At 46.4% G+C, this 17,932-nt stretch carries 13 protein-coding genes; 7 read left to right on the plus strand and 6 right to left on the minus strand.

The window, feature by feature from the left end; translation table 11 throughout:
• Positions 1–5: 5 nt before the first annotated feature.
• Positions 6–1,349, plus strand: a complete 1,344-nt coding sequence (locus HPS56_RS06055) for a TolC family protein (RefSeq protein ID WP_172275262.1) — start codon at positions 6–8, stop codon at positions 1,347–1,349.
• Between the two features lie 98 nt (positions 1,350–1,447).
• Here the strand turns inward: HPS56_RS06055 and HPS56_RS06060 are convergent, their stop codons facing one another.
• The 5 genes from HPS56_RS06060 to hpt form a co-directional block, all read right to left on the minus strand.
• Positions 1,448–2,611 carry a M23 family metallopeptidase gene (locus HPS56_RS06060; RefSeq protein WP_172275263.1) on the minus strand — a complete coding sequence of 388 codons (1,164 nt, stop codon included), beginning with the start codon at positions 2,609–2,611 and terminating at the stop codon, positions 1,448–1,450.
• Positions 2,602–3,408, minus strand: a complete 807-nt coding sequence (pgeF, locus tag HPS56_RS06065) for a peptidoglycan editing factor PgeF (protein WP_172275264.1) — start codon at positions 3,406–3,408, stop codon at positions 2,602–2,604. Before pgeF ends, HPS56_RS06060 begins: the two co-directional genes overlap by 10 nt.
• Entirely contained in the window at positions 3,401–4,570 is a 1,170-nt protein-coding gene (gene obgE, locus HPS56_RS06070) for a GTPase ObgE (protein WP_172275265.1), read from the minus strand. Before obgE ends, pgeF begins: the two co-directional genes overlap by 8 nt.
• A gap of 26 nt (positions 4,571–4,596) precedes the next feature.
• The gene (locus HPS56_RS06075) at positions 4,597–5,175 is read right to left on the minus strand and encodes an adenylate kinase (protein ID WP_172275266.1); all 579 of its coding nucleotides are present in this window, start codon (positions 5,173–5,175) and stop codon (positions 4,597–4,599) included.
• Between the two features lie 121 nt (positions 5,176–5,296).
• Entirely contained in the window at positions 5,297–5,836 is a 540-nt protein-coding gene (gene hpt / locus HPS56_RS06080) for a hypoxanthine phosphoribosyltransferase (RefSeq protein WP_172275267.1), read from the minus strand.
• 90 nt (positions 5,837–5,926) lie between these two features.
• On the opposite strand from hpt, the gene HPS56_RS06085 reads away from it, so the two are divergent.
• The 6 genes from HPS56_RS06085 to HPS56_RS06110 all read left to right on the plus strand — a co-directional run bounded on the left by HPS56_RS06085 (position 5,927) and on the right by HPS56_RS06110 (position 15,452).
• A complete protein-coding gene (locus HPS56_RS06085) occupies positions 5,927–7,441 on the plus strand; it encodes an NAD(P)H-hydrate dehydratase (protein ID WP_172275268.1) in 1,515 nt (504 codons plus the stop codon).
• Between the two features lie 31 nt (positions 7,442–7,472).
• Entirely contained in the window at positions 7,473–8,540 is a 1,068-nt protein-coding gene (locus tag HPS56_RS06090; RefSeq protein WP_172275269.1) for a DUF4831 family protein, read from the plus strand.
• Positions 8,541–8,835: 295 nt separating this feature from the next.
• On the plus strand, positions 8,836–9,981 hold the full coding sequence (locus tag HPS56_RS06095) for an OmpA family protein (protein WP_172275270.1): 1,146 nt from the start codon (positions 8,836–8,838) through the stop codon (positions 9,979–9,981).
• A gap of 209 nt (positions 9,982–10,190) precedes the next feature.
• Positions 10,191–11,372 (plus strand): CHASE2 domain-containing protein, encoded by a 1,182-nt coding sequence (locus HPS56_RS06100; RefSeq protein WP_172275271.1) that lies wholly within the window; start codon positions 10,191–10,193, stop codon positions 11,370–11,372.
• An 8-nt stretch (positions 11,373–11,380) separates the two neighbouring features.
• Complete coding sequence (locus tag HPS56_RS06105; RefSeq protein ID WP_172275272.1) at positions 11,381–12,094, plus strand: hypothetical protein; 714 nt, start codon at positions 11,381–11,383, stop codon at positions 12,092–12,094.
• Between the two features lie 16 nt (positions 12,095–12,110).
• On the plus strand, positions 12,111–15,452 hold the full coding sequence (locus tag HPS56_RS06110) for a CHAT domain-containing tetratricopeptide repeat protein (RefSeq protein WP_172275273.1): 3,342 nt from the start codon (positions 12,111–12,113) through the stop codon (positions 15,450–15,452).
• Positions 15,453–16,083: 631 nt separating this feature from the next.
• Here HPS56_RS06110 and HPS56_RS06115 read toward each other — a convergent pair.
• Positions 16,084–17,868: a pectate lyase family protein gene (locus HPS56_RS06115; protein ID WP_172275274.1), complete on the minus strand. Its 1,785-nt coding sequence runs from the start codon at positions 17,866–17,868 to the stop codon at positions 16,084–16,086.
• Positions 17,869–17,932 lie beyond the last annotated feature (64 nt).

Here is a 17,932-nt window from a genome sequence, read left to right on the forward strand (position 1 = left end):
CGACAATGAGGAAAATATTCATATCAATAACCGCATTGGCCGCCATATACGCCGCGGCACAGACGACAACGCAAAAAAGGTGGACTCTGAAAGAGTGCATAACACACGCCATAGAGAACAACATCACCATAAAACAGAAAGACAACAGCCGACGGATGCAGGAAATACAACTGTCAACAGACCGCAACAGCAGACTGCCGGGGGTTGACGCATCCATAGGACAGAACATCTCTTTCGGACGCGGACTGACATCACAAAACACATATACGAACACCAACACAAGCAGTACGTCATTCAACATCGGGGCAAGTCTTCCGCTCTTCACAGGTATGAGGATACACAACTCCATACAGCTCGACAGACTGAACCTTGAGGCAGCGACAGCCGACCTTGAAAAGGCAAAGAACGACATCAGTGTGCAGGTGACAGAAGCATACGTACAGATTCTCTACGCAACAGAGATAACCGCAACAGCCCACCGCCAGACAGAGATAGACTCCATGCAAGCCGAAAGAATCAGGATCATGTTTGAAAACGGAAAGGCAAGCGAATCGCAACTGTCACAACAAAAGGCGGCCATGGCACAGAGCACGCTCACGGCCACACAGGCGGAAAACAACCTGAAAATGGCCGTACTGACACTGTCGCAACTTCTCGAACTGCCGTCGCCCGAAGGATTTGCGGTGGAACCTCCAGACACAGACAACACTCCCGGAACGGCAGACATACGCAAAAACACATTGCCATCACCCGACATGATATATGCCGAGGCGACAGCGATAAAACCGGAAATACGGGCAGAGACACTCAGACTGAAGGCTTCCGACAACAGAATAAGGATAGCACGGGCCGCCCTGTATCCGCAACTGTCGCTCAACGGGGGAACGGGCACGAACTACTACACCACATCGGGACATGAGACCGATGCCTTCGGGAAGCAGATTAAAAACAACTTCAGCCAATATATAGGCCTGAGCCTCAACATCCCGATATTCAACAGGTTTGCAACACGCAACAGTATCAGGGCAGCGAAAATCGAACGCGAGAACCAGATTCTGCTACTGACCAACACACAAAAGAATCTATATAAGGAAATACAACAGGCATACTACAACACCATTGCAGCAGAAAGCAAATACAACAGCAGCATGACTGCCGAAAAGAGCAGTCTTGACGCCTTCACACTTACAAAAGCAAAATATGAGAACGGCAAGGCCGGAATAACAGAATTCAACGAAGCCAAAAACAACTGGCTCAAAGCACAAAGCGACATGATACAGGCAAAATACGAATATATGTATCAAAAGAGCCTCATCGAGTTCTACAGGGGAAAGAACATTTCCTTCTAAAGAGAAAGTCTTTTGGGACGCCGATTTGATTGCCGCCCCAAAAGACTTTCATGAATTAATATCACCGGAAACGCCCGTAAGGCATCACCCGCGGTGTTTTATTTTCCCTTAGCCAGATAATTCCTGTCCGTTCTCACGGAAACAGAAGCACCGCGCTTGACAAACGTAACCATATCCATACGCAAAGAGTGGTTGGCATGGTCGAAAATCTTCCCCGGGTCAAAATGCGAACCGTTAACACGGCATTCGAAATGAAGATGAGGCGTAGTGGCACGTCCCGTCTGACCGGTAAGCGCGATCACCTGACCTGCCCTGACCCGTTCTCCTGTCTTTACAAGATTCTTTGAGTTATGGCTGTAATATGTCTCCAGACCGTTGGCATGCCTTATCCTGACAAGATTGCCGTATGCCGCATATCTCTGCGACATCGTCACGACTCCGTCAAAAGCCGCAAGAATCTTGTCGTTTGCTTTTGTCTTTATATCCACACCTGTATGGCTTCTTCTGCCACGACTCCCGTAGTTGCTTATCACCTTGGCTCCCTGCAACGGGTAGCACCACTCATCAGGACTAAGGTCAGAAAGGTTAATGACAAATTTTCCTTTTCCGCCAAAAGGGTCTCTTTTATAGAAAGAATCATCTGCGACATCGATATTCTTCCCGCCGGATACCACACTCATGTCCACATGGCCGTCAGACTTGCGGCAAAGTATGGTCTGCTTGAACAGACGGTGGCTGCGCAAGCCCAGAAGCGTCCCGGGATTGATACGTCCGCCGTTCACCATTATGGCAAACAGACACATACCCGTTCCATCGGTGTTTCCTACAATGGCAATGGTCTGGCCTGCCTTCACACGATTGCCTACCGCCACCATATTCTGCGCGTTACGCGCATAAACAGTCTCAAGACCATTGTCATGGCGCAAGACAATCACATTGCCGTATGTGGGATGATGGCGTGACATACGCACCACTCCACCGAACATCGCCTTCACGGCATCGCCTTTCGACGTGCTTATCTCCACAAAGTTGTCCTTAACAAGCTTGGCCTTTCCGACAGGAAGGGGAAAGCAGTAGTCACCGTCACGCAAACCGGCAAAGTCAACGGTAAACGCATCCGAATACGAAAACAGCCCCGGTGTCTCGATATTTATCTGTTGCTGTTCATTGAGAGTGAAATCATCCTTTGCATCTGATACCACGGAAACGAACAATGCCGCTCCCGCAAAAACAATCTGTATGAGTTTACTTCTTATAAACATGGATTTTTAATTAAAGCATTTCTTAATATTATTCCTGTGAATATCCTGCCTGAGGCAATACCGAGCCTGCGTGCGGAGAAATAATCATCACAGTTGGAATACGTGCATATTCCTGATACGTGTATGTTAGCCGAGACGACACCGGCGCTTTCAAGCTGCAGCGAATTGCACTTCCATAAATCTATGTGCCACTTGTCATGTCTGTCGCTTATCCGGCTCATGTCAAAGCCTGCACCGGCAAACTCCTCATAAACCTCATCACCGACCTCAAAGTTATCTTTCGAGATGCCCGGTCCTATGCAGCATTTAAGTTCATCCGGGCACGAACCGTAAGACTCCGTCATGGCACGGACAGCACTTACAGCTATCTTCCTCACCGTCCCCCGCCAACCAGCATGAACGACACAGGATGCCCTGTTGCGACTGTCATATATAATAATAGGTATACAGTCGGCCGTGGAAACACCTATACATATCTCCGGCACATCTGTCATCAGGGCATCGACCCCTTCAAGAAAAGACCGGCGTCCGGCAGGCGGTAGAGCGAAGAAGCCGTCTGTTATCCGCCGTATCACCGTACCGTGTGTCTGATGCGGCATCACAAGCCGGCTGTCATCTATGCCGAGCAACGAACAGAGGGCTGTCCTGTTATATGCCACCGCCGAGGCATCGTCACCGCAATACCTGTTGATATTGAACTCTCCGTAAGAGCCGCAGCTCCGACCGCCATGACGGGTGGAACTGAAAGCCGTCGCATCCGGAGCCAAGTCATAATATGTGAGCAGGGGACTATTCATCCTCTGTCTCCTCATATTCAAAGTCGTCAAGCTCGTCTATATCTTCAACCTCTATGTATTCGATATCGTCATCCTCTCCCTCTTCTTCCATCTCTACGGCAAAACGGCTCATGTCCTTGTCGCGGTGAACAAGCGTATCCTCCGAGGTTATGTTCTGAAGTTTGTTGCTCTCGCTGTTCAACTCACTCCACAACACGTCTTTAAGCTCATCAAGCCCCATATTGGCGACAGACGAAATAAACACCACCGGTATATCGTCAGGCAACGTCTCACGGAGCATCTCTATAAGTTCCTCGTCAAGAAGATCAGACTTTGTAACGGCCAGCACCCTGTGCTTGTCAAGCAGTTCGGGATTAAAGTTCCTAAGCTCGTTAAGAAGAATCTCATACTCGCGTTTTATGTCATCCGTATCTCCCGGCACCATGAAAAGCAGCAGAGAATTGCGTTCTATATGACGCAGGAAACGCAAACCAAGCCCCCTGCCCTCGCTTGCCCCCTCTATGATTCCTGGAATATCGGCCATAACGAACGACTGACGGTCACGGTATCCGACAATGCCTAATGACGGCTCAAGGGTGGTAAACGGATAATTGGCTATCTTCGGGCGCGCACTCGAAAGAGCAGAAAGCAATGTTGACTTTCCGGCATTCGGAAAGCCCACGAGACCGACATCGGCCAACAGCTTAAGTTCAAGAATGACAGTCATCTCCTGCATGGGCTCACCGGGCTGGGCATAGCGCGGCGCCTGATTGGTGGCCGAACGGAATTGGAAATTACCAAGTCCGCCACGGCCTCCCTTCAACAGTAATACCGTCTGGCCGTCATAAGACACGTCACATACATATTTTCCTGTCTCGGCATTATAAACAACAGTACCGCAAGGCACATCAATATACACGTCTTTGCCATCGGTGCCATGACACTTGTCACGGCCACCGTTGCCGCCATGCCCTGCAAACACGTGACGCTCATATTTCAAATGGAGCAAAGTCCAGTAATTGTGATTGCCACGAAGGTAAACGCTGCCGCCCTTGCCGCCGTCACCGCCGTCAGGACCTCCGTTAGGGTTATACTTCACATGGCGCAGATGCATAGAGCCGCGCCCGCCCTTACCTGAGCGGCAATAAATCTTCACATAGTCTACAAAGTTGGATTCGGCCATACAATTATATTAAATGTTATGTGTGTTTATCCGGCAATATTGTCTATCACACGACATATATCGGCAAATATCCTGTCGAGTCCTCCATATCCGTCGATATGGTTGTGCACGCCTTCCTTATCATACCAGTCAATAAGTGGGGATGTCTGGTTGCGATATACGTCAAGACGCTTCCTTATTGTTTCGGCATTATCGTCAGAGCGACCGCTCTCCTTACCGCGATTTATAAGACGCGTCATCAATTCGTCTTCAGGAACATCAAGCTCTATCATCGCCGCAATCTTATGTCCGCGCTTGTCAAGCATGGCCTTAAGAGCCTCGGCCTGAAGTATTGTGCGGGGAAAACCGTCGAAGATAACACCTTTATGGTCTTTACCGAAACTGTCGTAGACAGCGGCAAGAATATCCACCATCAATTCGTCAGGAATCAACTGGCCGTTGTCAATAAATCCCTTTGCAATATTTCCCAACTCCGTTCCTTTCCTGATTTCGCTGCGAAGCACATCACCGGTAGAGATGTGCCCAAGTCCGTATTTTCCGATTATCAAATCACTCTGTGTACCCTTTCCTGAACCGGGAGCACCGAAAATAACGATATTCTTCATTTCTTTAATATTTGTTATTTAATCCTGAAACAATTCCATCCGAAATATATTATCAATTACCCGCTTACAGCACCATCCGGTGTCATAAGTCACAAGTAATTTAAGACATCTCACAGCACTGTCAGTCTTCTTTCAAAGTATATATATCTTTCAACTGACGGCCCTGCTGGTCATAGTCAAGACCATATCCTAAAATAAAATCATTGGGGATTCTGAACGCCACATAATCAATATCAAGGTCAACTTTCAGTTTCTCCGGCTTAAGAAGCAACGTGCATATCCTCACATCCGCCGGATTACGTGTTCCGATAGTCTCTATCATGCGTTTCATAGTCAGGCCGCTTTCCACAATATCCTCAACAATTATAACGGAACGGCCGGAAAGGTCTTCATTTATTCCTATAACCTCCTTAATGACTCCCGTAGACTGGGTTCCCTGATAAGAAGCAAGCTTGACAAAGGAAATCTCACACGGTATTGTAATCTCTCTCATAAGGTCGGCGGCAAATATGAAAGAACCGTTAAGCACCGCAAGAAGCAATGGATTCTTGCCGGCCATATCCTTGTTTATCATCCCGGCCACTTCCTTCACACGCTGTTTGATCTCCGCCTCAGGAATTGAGGTTTCAAACCGCTTATCCTTTACTTTGATTATACTCATTTAGACTTATTTTTGTATTTTTGCTACAAAATTACTAAAAATCCGCCAAAGTTTTATATATGTAAGCATTAATTTTGTATTTTTGCATGTATGAAGATTTTCACAAGCGCTCAGATTCGCGAGCTTGACAAATATACTATCGACAATGAACCAGTCAAGTCCATCGACTTGATGGAAAGAGCATCACGCGCCATAACACGCGCCATAACCGAAGAATGGAGCAACGAGACACCTGTCGTGGTATTCGCCGGACCGGGAAACAACGGCGGTGACGCACTTGCCGTGTCAAGAATGCTGGCAGAGGCAGGATATAAAACCACCGTTTATCTTTTCAACATAAGCAGCCACCTCTCGGAAGACTGCGCCACAAACAAGGCACGTCTGATCGAATCCAAGAAAGTAAGGGATTTTACGGAAGTGACTCTTGAGTTCGACCCTCCGAAACTTGAAGCCGGAACATTGGTAGTCGACGGACTTTTCGGAGCCGGTCTTAACAAACCGCTCGCAGGAGGATTCGCGTCGTTAGTGAAATACATCAACGCATCTCCGGCAAAGGTGGTAAGCATCGACATGCCGTCAGGACTTATTCCCGAAGACAACACATATAATGTAAGGGCAAATATCATACGGGCAGACCTCACACTCACACTGCAGAACAAGAAACTGGCTTTCATGTTTCCGGAAAACCAACCGTTCATAGGACGTCTGAAAGTGCTTGACATACGCATCAGCCAAGAAGCCATGGATGCCACGGAGGCACAGTATACGATATTGGAAGAAAACATGATAAGGCCCCTGATAAAAAAGCGGAATCCGTTCGCCCATAAAGGCAACATGGGGCACGCACTGCTTATAGCGGGAAACTACGGTATGGGAGGAGCAGCTATACTTGCAACGAAAGCCTGCTTCAGGGCCGGTGCAGGCAAAGTGACGGTACACACACCGAGATACAACAATGTGATGATGCAGATTTCCGTGCCGGAAGCTGTAGTACAATTAGACAAGGAGGAAACCGCATTCACAGAGCCTGTCGACACGGAAGATTTCGACGCATTGGGAATAGGGCCGGGATTAGGCCAAAGCGAACCGACGAGCATAGCACTCATTGCACAACTGAGACGCGCCAACTGTCCCATTGTCGCAGATGCAGACGCACTGAATATCCTCGGCAACCGGCGAGCATGGATCCAACAGCTGCCCAAGGGTATAATCATGACCCCTCATCCAAAAGAGTTTGACAGGATGAACGGAAACTCGGCCGACAGCTACGAAAGACTTTCAAAAGCAGTATCTACAGCCAAACATCTTCAGGCATACATATTACTGAAAGGACATTATTCCGCACTATGCCTGCCTGACGGACATGTGATATTCAACCCGACAGGAAATGCAGGCATGGCAACTGCAGGAAGCGGTGACGTACTTACAGGAATAATAACCGCACTGCTCGCAAGAGGATACAAACAGGCCGAAGCATGTATACTCGGAATGTATCTGCACGGGCTCGCAGGAGACCTCGCGGCAAAGAAACTGGGCATGGAAAGCCTCATGGCCGGAGATATCATAGAACACATTCCGGCCGCATTCAATTATCTAAGCGAATAATAAACTCATAATATATATCCGACACAGCAATATGAAAAATCTATTATTGGCATGCCTGCTTTTAACAAGCGGAACGGCCGCAGCACAGTCAGAGATAAGCAAATATGAACCCGGAGTCACTCCGGAAGGAGCCATATACTATCTGCCTAAAACAGCATTGCGTATCGCTGTGCAGGTGGAGAAAACGACCTACACGCCCGGAGACTTCGCAAAGTATGCGGAGCGCTACCTCAGGGTCTACGATGTAAGCGAAGAAAAGCAATTCAAATACAAGATAACAAACATCGGATTCAGCACATTCGGAGTGGCTGACACATCAAAATGCTTTGCAGTAAGATTTGATCCGAAAAGCTCAGCAACAAACGTAACACTTGCCGATGACGGCACCTTACTTGCAATAAACTCGGATCCAATAGTGATTCCCGAACCAAAGAACTTCACAGCCGCACCGAAACCGGCAAGTGAAAACCCGCGGAAATACCTCAATGAAGAAATAATCTCTGCAGGAAATACCGCAAAGATGGCTGAACTTACCGCACAGGAGATATACGAAATACGCGAAAGCAAAAACATGCTGAACCGCGGAGAAGCCGACTTCATGCCTAAAGACGGAGAACAGCTCAGAATAATGCTTGCAAACCTCAACCATCAGGACAACATGCTGACAAGTCTCTTTTGCGGAACAATCACCAAGGACACGACAGAACATGTATTCGTGGTATGCCCCGACAAGAATTTCAGCAAAGGCATCCTTTTCCGTTTATCTGAAAAGCTGGGAATTGTGGACCCTGACGACCTATCCGGGACACCTTATTATCTAACCATCGAAGATCTGAAAACCGTCCATGCACAAGAAGCCGATCCAAAAGCCAAAAAGAAAGATAAAATCAGCGGCATCTACGTTAACATACCGGGGAAAATAAAGGCGACAATATATAATGGTGCAAAAGCGACAAACAGCTATGAACTGCATGCAGGACAATTCGGAAATACCGAACTGCTCAGCTCCGAGTTGTTCAACAAACGCTTTACCACAAAACTGACACTTAACCCGACCACAGGCTCTGTGGCAAAACTTGATGCAAGCCAGCTCAAATAATACGGTAAAAAAGAATATAATAAAAACATCCTTTTCGTGTAAAAGGATGTTTTATTTTTTCTCAAAGATATACTTCATCCTATAATATCCGCCTTTAAATGAATTATGGAAACAATCATTTCCATTATATATACAGAAGCTGTATTCAGGTATTTTTCATAGATTTGGTTATCAACAAGATACACATGCAAAAGCTTTTTTTCATCCCCCGTCCTTATTTTTTGCCATAAACATTTGTTATTATAATTATTTTAAGTATCTTTGCAGAGGTTTAACTTATTTAGATTAAAAAGAAATGAAAAAGAATTTGTTACTTTTGCTTTTAGCTGTTATATGCACACTAAAGGTTTCCGCCCAGGAAAACGGGAAAGACTATGAGCCATACCCATACACATTTATCGGGCTTCAAGGCGGTGGTCAGGTTACATTCACCAACAATTCCTTCTCCAATCTTGTAACACCTATAGGCGCTGTGTCCGTAGGTAGATTCTTCACACCTGAAATCGGTGCGCGTATCAATGTACAGGGCTACAAGAATAAGGCCGGATATAAAGTAGGAGGAGAAGACCTTACTTTCGATTTCAAATACATTTCAACAGATATCGACTTCCTGTTTAATCTTTCAAACATATTCTCTCCTAAGAGAGTTCATGCTCTGAACGTAATGCTCGTAGGAGGATTCGGATTCAACTATGCCTGGGACGACAAAGGATACAACAACCTGGCAAACAGCATGCAGCTCACCGAACCTACGACATGGACAGACGAAAGAATCGTACACAACCTGCGCGTAGGCCTGCAGTTTGAAATGAATGTTTCAAAGCATGTAGGTATCAACCTTGAAGTGGCGGCAAACAACACAGACGACCGTTTCAACGTTAAACGAAACAACTCTGACGACTGGCAGGCTACAGCTCTTTTAGGCGTTACCTACAAGTTCGGTTTCCATAAGAAAAGACAAAGCGGAACAGGGAGCGCATTGGCAAACCTCGACTATGACAACGCACGCAACGCATCCTCTGCCGTAGCGACCGCTCCTGTTGTAGAAGGAGAGAAGAAAGCGAAGGAAGAGCCAAAACCTGTTGTAAAGGAAGAGGCTCCAAAAGCAAAAGAAAGCACACGCATCGATATTTTCTTCGAAATCAACAGCTCTGAAGTAAGTGCCAATGAAAAAGGCAAGGTTAAAAAGCTTGCCGAGTGGTTGAAACAGCACCCGACAGCAAAAGTAAACCTCACGGCTTATGCCGACAAAGGAACCGGAACACCGGAAATCAACCGTGCCATATCACAGAAACGCGTTGTAAGTGTAGGTAAAATGCTCGTAAAGGAATACGGCATTGACCCGAAACGCCTCACAAGCGAATACAAAGGCGACACAGAACAACCATTTAAGGAAAATGACAACAACCGTGTAACAATCGGTATTGCCACAGAACAGTAAAAAATAAAAACAAACAACCCGGAACAAGATAATGAGCTGATTCATACAACGAACATCTTGTTCCGGATTTTATTTTCAATAAAGACCTGTGAAGGTCTTCCCGTAACATTACAAATAAACTGCAAGCCGGACGCAGAAGCAAAATTTATTTTGGTTTTGCTGAGGCAAAGTGTTTTATCCAAACATGAAGTTTAAAATAGTATTATATTATGATAAGAATAAAGACAACCTCATTTATAGATCATATTATTGTTACTATTATCACAATGATATTACTGGTTGTACTCGGCTGGCTTTCATTCAACATCAAATTCTTAAGTCCGGTCGCACGTGCAATACAGGGATTCTCCCTGTCTGACATGTATTATGAAATAGACTGGCAGGAAGAAGGTTCTCCGGAAATAAGCAAAGAGATCACTCTAATAGACATAACAGAGCTGACAAACCGTGCGGAAATAGCCGGTGTGATAGAAGATGTGAGAAAGTGTGAACCTTCCGTTATAGGCGTAGACATAATATTCGAGGACCAAAACTATGACATGCACGGTGACATGGTGCTGATGGATGTTGCAGAGAGCTCAAATGCCATCTTCGCAAAAAAACTTACAGATTACAATGTGAAGACAAACTCTTTCCAAAATCAGACCAGGTCATACTTTGCCACCGACCGCATAAAGGAAGGATACGTTAACGCCATAGGCGACATGTCTTCGACATGCCTGCGTAAGTTCAGCATAGAACGCAGTTTACGCGGAGAGCCGCAACGCTCCTTCACATCCTTGATTGCAGAAGCATACAGCGGTAGAAGCATTCCGACAAACAAAACCGATGACCGGTTTATAAACTACAGATTTATCGACTTCCCGGTTGTAAGCTACGACTCCGTACTTGCAAACCGCGATCTGATAAAAGGCAGGGCAGTGCTAATCGGCACCATCAATGAAGAAGCAGACATGCATTTCACACCTCTCGGAAAAATGGCGGGACTGAAAGTGCAGGCATATTCCGTACAAACAATAATAGACCTTAAGGATATAGAGACAATCCCCAAAGACCTCCTCATGGTGCTTTCAATATTAATATGCTATATAACGGTATTGTTACAGTTTCACTGGATCAGGTTCATCAAAGCCTCGGAAAAACCGTTTTGTGTGTTCCTTGCCAATTCAAATCTGTTTCTTCGTTTCATCACGTTCACATGGCTTGCAATACTTGCTTTGATGACATATATAGCATACGAGCGTCTCAGCTTATATATCCCTATGGCACTTATATTGACACCGGTGATACTCGTAGCCGAAGCACGCGGCATCTATAAAGCTATAATCAGTGGGCTGGTGAAAGCAAGGCCCGACAGTATATTCAACAAATCACCCTATTTAAAATTATAAAAATCATTATGCAAAGATTAACACTGACTGTAATTTTTTCTTTTTGCGTTTTATTCTGCAACAACATACTGGCACAGAACTACCATGTATGTGAAGTAAGCAAGGATGTATATATAATTAATAAAAACAAACGCACTAAAACCCCTGTAGAGAGAAAGCAGGTGATAAATAAAAAAGACCGGTTGGAAATACCGGTTCACGGATATATCGTGTTGCTTGACAGTGCAAGCAGAAAGTCATACAGGATTGACAAGCCATGCAACGAAATGCTTGGCGACATTATATTCAAAGGCAAAGCCACTGTGGAACAGCTTACCGTGAAATACTTCACATATATATGGAAGAAAATGTGCGGAGGGCAGGAGCTGGCTATAAATTCAACGAAAGAACAAAGAATAACAGCTGCATACAGAGATATAGATTCCCTTTGTACAGACACTACGGCAAATGATACAATAAAAGCATGTTATTCTTCATGTAAAATGATATCCGGCAAAGAAGACGAATGCCTCAAAGCCCAATGCAAGGATACAGACTGCAAGAAGACACAATGTAAAACAATACAATGCAGAAATGCACAATGCGCACAAACCACTTGCAAGAAAGCGAACGACTGTCCTGAAAACAGTTCCACGGATAAAGAATGCAAGAAGACAGAGTGCGATAAAACCGGGTGCAAGACGACACAATGCACTAATGTAAAGTGCGGAAAAAGCAAATAATATTATCACGGGGAAAATGAAAAAGACTATCATCCTGTTGCTGTGGACATGCCATATTGGCATTTCCACAGCAACTGCGCAAGACATACGGATGTTTGCAAGCATCTGCGAGGCGGCGGACAAGGCGGCAAAGAAACAGGAATGGCAAGAACTCGACAGCCTGACAAAGAAATATTGTGCATTGTGTGATACATCTGAGAATTCATTTTATTATTCCAAAATCCTGTCATACAGAGCATCCTTAGCCTCACGCCGAGGCCAGGAGACACAGGCCATAGAGATCGGGCAACGTGTAATAGACATGAGGAAAAAGCTCCCGGACTGTGAACCGCGGCACATAGCCAATGCCATGAACGATGAAGCCGTATATTATGCTAAAACAGGCAATTACGACAAAGCCGTGGAACTGTGCGGCACAGCCATGGAGATATTCAAGAAATCGGCTTATAAGAAAGACCCTCAGTATGCCGTGGTAATGGCAAACATGGGTGTATTTCTGTCTCAGCGCGGAAACGACGGTGATGACCAACTTGCAGCAAAAGCTTGCGAGGATGCGTTAAACATGATGAAGAAAGGCACACGCGAATATCTCAACGCCCAGAACAACCTTGCCGTATGCTACGCCAAAAACAACAATCTTGCCAAAGCCGATGCCGTAAGTAAGGCCGCGCTAAAATCGGGGAAAAAGATTTATGCCGCAGACCAATATGCATACGCGGTGATGCTCGCCAACCATGCCTCGAGACTGGCCAACATGCGTGCATATTCCCAGGCTATGCAATATGCGGATGAGGCCCTTTCCATTTTCCGCGAAAGACAGCAGACAAACACACTTGCTTTTGCCAAGCTGCTTGTAAACCGTGCCGTGGTGTCAACATCTATGGAACAGTATGACAAAAGCATCGAAATGCTCTTAGAAGCTCTTCCATTGCTCACAAGCATTGTAGGAAAAGAACATGCCGACTATATCAGATGTATAAGCGAACTGTCGCTTGCATACAACAAGAAAGGCGATTCGGAAAAAGCAGAGGAATACAGCACGATGCTCGGCCACAACACAGGAGGCAACCGGACAAACAATATAAAATATGCACGTGTACTGAACAAACAGGCTGACATACAGGCTTCCGCCGGAAACTACAGCCAGGCTCTTCAAACCGTACATACTGCACTCGAGATTTTCCGAAAGGCAGACAATAAAAAGGAATCGGCCACAGCACTGAATAAAATTGCCAACCTCAACATTCATGCCGGCAACTATACCGCAGCGGCCGACAGCGGCATGAGTGCCATAAAGCTGCTGGACGGAGAAAATCAGGGTATATTACTTGCCGACATCAACAACACCGTTGCAATGGCACACTACTATATGGGCGCACCAGACACTGCACGGCAATACGGCATACAGGCAATAAACATATACAAGGAACAAGGAGACACACTAAGCTCAATATACGCCAAGGCCCTGTCGAATCTCGCACTTTACAACTATACATGCGGGAACACAGACGAGGCAATATTGTTGGCGGAGAAGGCGAAGGATATACAGATGGACATACTCGGGAATGACCATCCCGACAATGCGTCCATACTATATAACATGGCAAGATACTACAACGAGACCGACAGCATAAAGACACAGGAAAACTATCACAAGGCCCTTCAACTGCAGATGCGCGTGGTGCGCGACAACTTCTCACACCAGACATCCGCAGAGCGTGAAGTATTCTGGAATATGAAAAGTTATCTTTTCAAGGCTGCTCCCACACTCGCATACATGCACCACAACAATGACTCCATTCTTTCCGATGTATACAATGCACAGCTGTTCACCAAAGGACTGCTGCTGAATTCCGAAATAAACTTCCATAACTTCCTAATGCAGACAGGCGATTCAATACTACTAAAAAAGTATGATCGGCTTGAACTCCTCAGACGAGACATCGACGCGGCATACAGTCTGCCTCCTGCCGACAGGGCAAAACAACTCGAGGAAGCAATAAAAGAGGCTACACAACTGGAAAAACAGCTCGTGCGCGACTGTAAGAAATTCGGAGACTTCATGGCAAACCTGAACAGTACCCATACAGAAGTGGCCGATGCTCTCAAAGATAATGAGATAGCAATAGAACTGATGAACCTCGATGTGAAAGGACTCGGTGACACCTATCTGGCACTTTATCTGAAAAAAGGCTGGAAGACACCACGGTGCAAGATTCTTTTCAGTATGGCCGACCTTGAGGAAATAGATATAAAAACACTAAACTTTTCCGGTGCACCGAGCACACACGGCTATATAAACAAACTATACCGCGACAGCAGGTTCGGACAGCTTGTATGGGGCAAGTTGCTTCCGGAACTTGACAACGTAAAGACAATATACTTCGCTCCGGCGGGAATGTTCTATCAGCTTGGAGCCGAATATCTCGCAATAGATTCGGCCACAACCATGAGCGACAGATTTGTCTGTCACCGTCTTTCCTCCACAAGGCTTATAGCCGGCCGTACGGAAGCAAAGCACAAATACCGCTCAGCAGCGGTGTTCGGTGGCCTTGTATACGATATGGACGAACTCGCTCTCCGCAGGGAACACGACAATTTCAAAAACTACGTGTTCGAACAAGCTACCGACGACTATAGCGACCTGGCTCTGAACACAGACAACACAATGCTTGACTCACTCGCCTTACGCGGAGATGTGGCTTATCTGCCGGGAACATTGATTGAAGTCCAGGCCATAGGAAAACAACTGATGCAACACGACATACCAACCAACATGTTCGAGCAAGAACAAGGAACAGAGGAAGCTTTCAAAAGTCTCGATGGAAAAGGATTAAGCCTGATTCACATAGCAACACACGGATTTGCACTTACAGACGATACGCCACGCAACGAATCGGCCTTTAAGTTCATCCTTCAGGAAGATGCCGGAGGCAGTCCCCTTAGCCGTTCCGGCCTGCTTTTGGCCGGTGCGAACTACGCCCTAAAAGGAGGGAAGTTGCCCGTTGGAATAGAAAACGGCATACTTACCGCCCGCGAAATATCCCTACTCGACCTCAGCGGCACAGATCTTGTCGTTCTCTCGGCATGTCGTACCGGTGCCGGTGAGATAAAGGACGACGGAGTATTCGGGCTTCAACGCGGATTCAAAAAGGCCGGAGCCACGACACTCATCATGAGTCTGTGGAGCGTAAGCGATGCTGCCACAATGCAAATGATGACCGCATTCTATTCTGGACTGATGCGGGGTCTTTCAAAACATGAGGCATTCCATGAGGCACAGATTTCCGTACGTTCAGCCGGCTTTGAAGATCCCTGCTATTGGGCCGCTTTCGTGATGCTTGACGGAGCAAATTAAACTAACGTTTGCGATAAGACGGATGACAAATTGATGTCTCGGACCTGCCAAATATAAGTACTTCTCTAAAGATTCCCTCCGACAAGAGTGCTTTCCGCCTGACACGTGCCAAAGGTACGTCCCTACATGTCGGGTGAAGAGCCATTCCGGATAACCTGGAAAGGAGGAAGGAGCCCCTCCTAACCTCCCCAAAGGGGAGGGAAAGGGATGGAATGTGGAAGCATCGGGTATATATGCCGAACCATGCACCATGTAGGGACATCGCTTCGCGATGTGTCTGATGTAATGCATACTACAACCGAGCTTATTTATTAAGGGATATTTACGTCTGACACATGCCGAAAGCACGTCCATACATTGAGGAAGAAAGGCAAAAAACGGATATTTGCGATAAGACGGATGAGCTATATTAAATTCGCTTGAATCTTGTCAGAACATTGTCATGTCGAGAAAATACGGATGAAATAAAACTGCCAGGAAAGCATCACGAAGACAAATGGGCAGTTCTTTGCTGGCAAACAAGCCATTCTTTTCCAATGAACAGGCCATTCATCGCTGATGAATGGCCTGTTCATTGGAAAAGATACTTACATCTATAGGAAAGTGTAAATGGATTTCGGGAAAGCTTATATTAAAGCCCCATAACCTTTTTTGTACGTATGCTGCCGTCGGAAAGCGTTTCCCTCACGATGCTCACACCTTTTGAAGATGACGCGGAAACGGTTCCGCCAATAGTATATTCTGCACGGGATTCTACACTGTCGGTTCTGACCGCATCCACTGCCGTTGCATCTTCCGTCTCATATTTCGCCTTGTCTATCGTTCCGTCAGCCACACCGTTGAGATAAATTTCGAGATTGGTGTATCCTCCTGCCGTTACAGACACACCGTCTGTTGGATTCTCAGGATTCAGTCCCATTTCGGTTTCATAGGCATCAGGCATGCCGTCACCGTCAGTGTCCTTCATATATTTCTCTCCCTTGCGTAAACCGAGATACGGCCATGCCTTTGCTATTACCTCTGTCTTTGAACCGTCCGCACCTTCATATATGGCAGTGAACGTGTCATGTTCGGACAGCATGACATCCTCTGGAGAGTTTATGATGCCAAGTCCACGGCTATAACTGCCGTTTTGCTCAATACCGGCGAATATTGGGTCTTGCAGACCTGCCGCCTCATCGAGAAGGCGACGGTCCACCTCATCATATCTCGGCAGTGATGCTCCGGCCGTTGTCGTCACCTTTATGTATGCCTCATCTGCTGTTTCGGCCACTATACCACTGGCAGCAGTCTGATTGGAAACAATGTTCTTCTTAATGAAATCAGCAGGTGTGCCAGTAGTGAAGTTTATAGTCCGTCCGGCATTTTTTGTGTCTATGCCATAATAATTGTTTGCAGCCACGAGTTTCAATATATTGTCTGCCCATACGTTTCCTGAAGGCGCGAAGGCCGATGATTCCTCAAACTTGTTGCCTTCGAGAAGCCACTGTCCCATACCCTTGTTTTTGTTTGAAGCCTCCACAAAATAACGGTTTGACTTCACGTAGTTCTGTGTAGTTGGTCCTGGACGGAAATAATTGCCTTTCATATATACACGGTTATAGCTGTCGCCTCCGTTTATCGTCGGGTCGCATTCTCCTCCGTAAACAGAGTTCGGCTTTCCCCAGTTGAATATCACGTTGTTGAAAAATTCCGAATCCACATGCTGGTCGTGATCACCCGGATTGTTGCTGTTGTCACGCACTCCGTTAAAACGCGGTGTACGGTTGTTGCAGTTAGTTATAAGACAGTGGTGCATGGTACTGTGCTCGCCTCCCCACTGAGTGGCGTATGCACGGGCTCCCTTGGTGTTTTTTGAGTTGTAAAGTCCTTCGCCTATTATACAGTACTGCACGGTTGTGGAATCGCAGTCATACATTGTGAGACATTCTTCCATCGACCACGTTAATGAGCAATGGTCTATAATCACGTGGTCTGTGTTTTCCACATCGAGCGACGGCATGCTCTTTGCCGGATAGTCACCGGCACGGAATCTCAGATAGCGCAGTATTACGTTCGGCTTGCATACATATATCTTATATCCAGCTATGCATATACCGCCTCCCTGAGCCGTCTGTCCGGCTATGGTCACATTCGGATGAGAGAACTTCAGCTGACTCGTAAGATATATAGTTCCGCTTGTCTTGAACAGAATGGTACGCGGTGTGTCATCACCGGTGCGCAGTGCCCACCGGAGAGTCCCCTCTACAAGATTATTGTCCGTACAATCATCGTTACGCGTGACATAATATATGTTTCCTCCGCGTCCGCCTGAGGTGTACTTCCCAAAACCTTCCGCCCCGGGAAAGGCAAGTTGCTGCGCAACGGATGCCATGGACGACAGGGCGCAGAAAGTAAGTGTGATAAGTTTCTTCATCTTTTTTAGTTTGTAATATGTTTTCGGTTATAATATATCGTATGTCTTCTGCAATCGACCGAAT

The sequence above is a fragment of the Xylanibacter muris genome (assembly GCF_013166605.1).
In the GTDB taxonomy this organism is placed as follows: Bacteria; Bacteroidota; Bacteroidia; order Bacteroidales; family Bacteroidaceae; genus Prevotella; species Prevotella muris.

What these genes read in the sequence shown, in the direction of transcription:
- HPS56_RS06110 (WP_172275273.1), top strand. Translation starts at nt 12,111, where the DNA reads ATGAAAAAGACTATCATCCTGTTGCTGTGGACATGCCATATTGGCATT.
- hpt (WP_172275267.1), bottom strand. Translation starts at nt 5,836, where the DNA reads ATGAGTATAATCAAAGTAAAGGATAAGCGGTTTGAAACCTCAATTCCT.
- HPS56_RS06055 (WP_172275262.1), top strand. Translation starts at nt 6, where the DNA reads ATGAGGAAAATATTCATATCAATAACCGCATTGGCCGCCATATACGCC.
- HPS56_RS06105 (WP_172275272.1), top strand. Translation starts at nt 11,381, where the DNA reads ATGCAAAGATTAACACTGACTGTAATTTTTTCTTTTTGCGTTTTATTC.
- HPS56_RS06090 (WP_172275269.1), top strand. Translation starts at nt 7,473, where the DNA reads ATGAAAAATCTATTATTGGCATGCCTGCTTTTAACAAGCGGAACGGCC.
- obgE (WP_172275265.1), bottom strand. Translation starts at nt 4,570, where the DNA reads ATGGCCGAATCCAACTTTGTAGACTATGTGAAGATTTATTGCCGCTCA.
- HPS56_RS06060 (WP_172275263.1), bottom strand. Translation starts at nt 2,611, where the DNA reads ATGTTTATAAGAAGTAAACTCATACAGATTGTTTTTGCGGGAGCGGCA.
- HPS56_RS06115 (WP_172275274.1), bottom strand. Translation starts at nt 17,868, where the DNA reads ATGAAGAAACTTATCACACTTACTTTCTGCGCCCTGTCGTCCATGGCA.
- HPS56_RS06100 (WP_172275271.1), top strand. Translation starts at nt 10,191, where the DNA reads ATGATAAGAATAAAGACAACCTCATTTATAGATCATATTATTGTTACT.
- pgeF (WP_172275264.1), bottom strand. Translation starts at nt 3,408, where the DNA reads ATGAATAGTCCCCTGCTCACATATTATGACTTGGCTCCGGATGCGACG.
- HPS56_RS06085 (WP_172275268.1), top strand. Translation starts at nt 5,927, where the DNA reads ATGAAGATTTTCACAAGCGCTCAGATTCGCGAGCTTGACAAATATACT.
- HPS56_RS06095 (WP_172275270.1), top strand. Translation starts at nt 8,836, where the DNA reads ATGAAAAAGAATTTGTTACTTTTGCTTTTAGCTGTTATATGCACACTA.
- HPS56_RS06075 (WP_172275266.1), bottom strand. Translation starts at nt 5,175, where the DNA reads ATGAAGAATATCGTTATTTTCGGTGCTCCCGGTTCAGGAAAGGGTACA.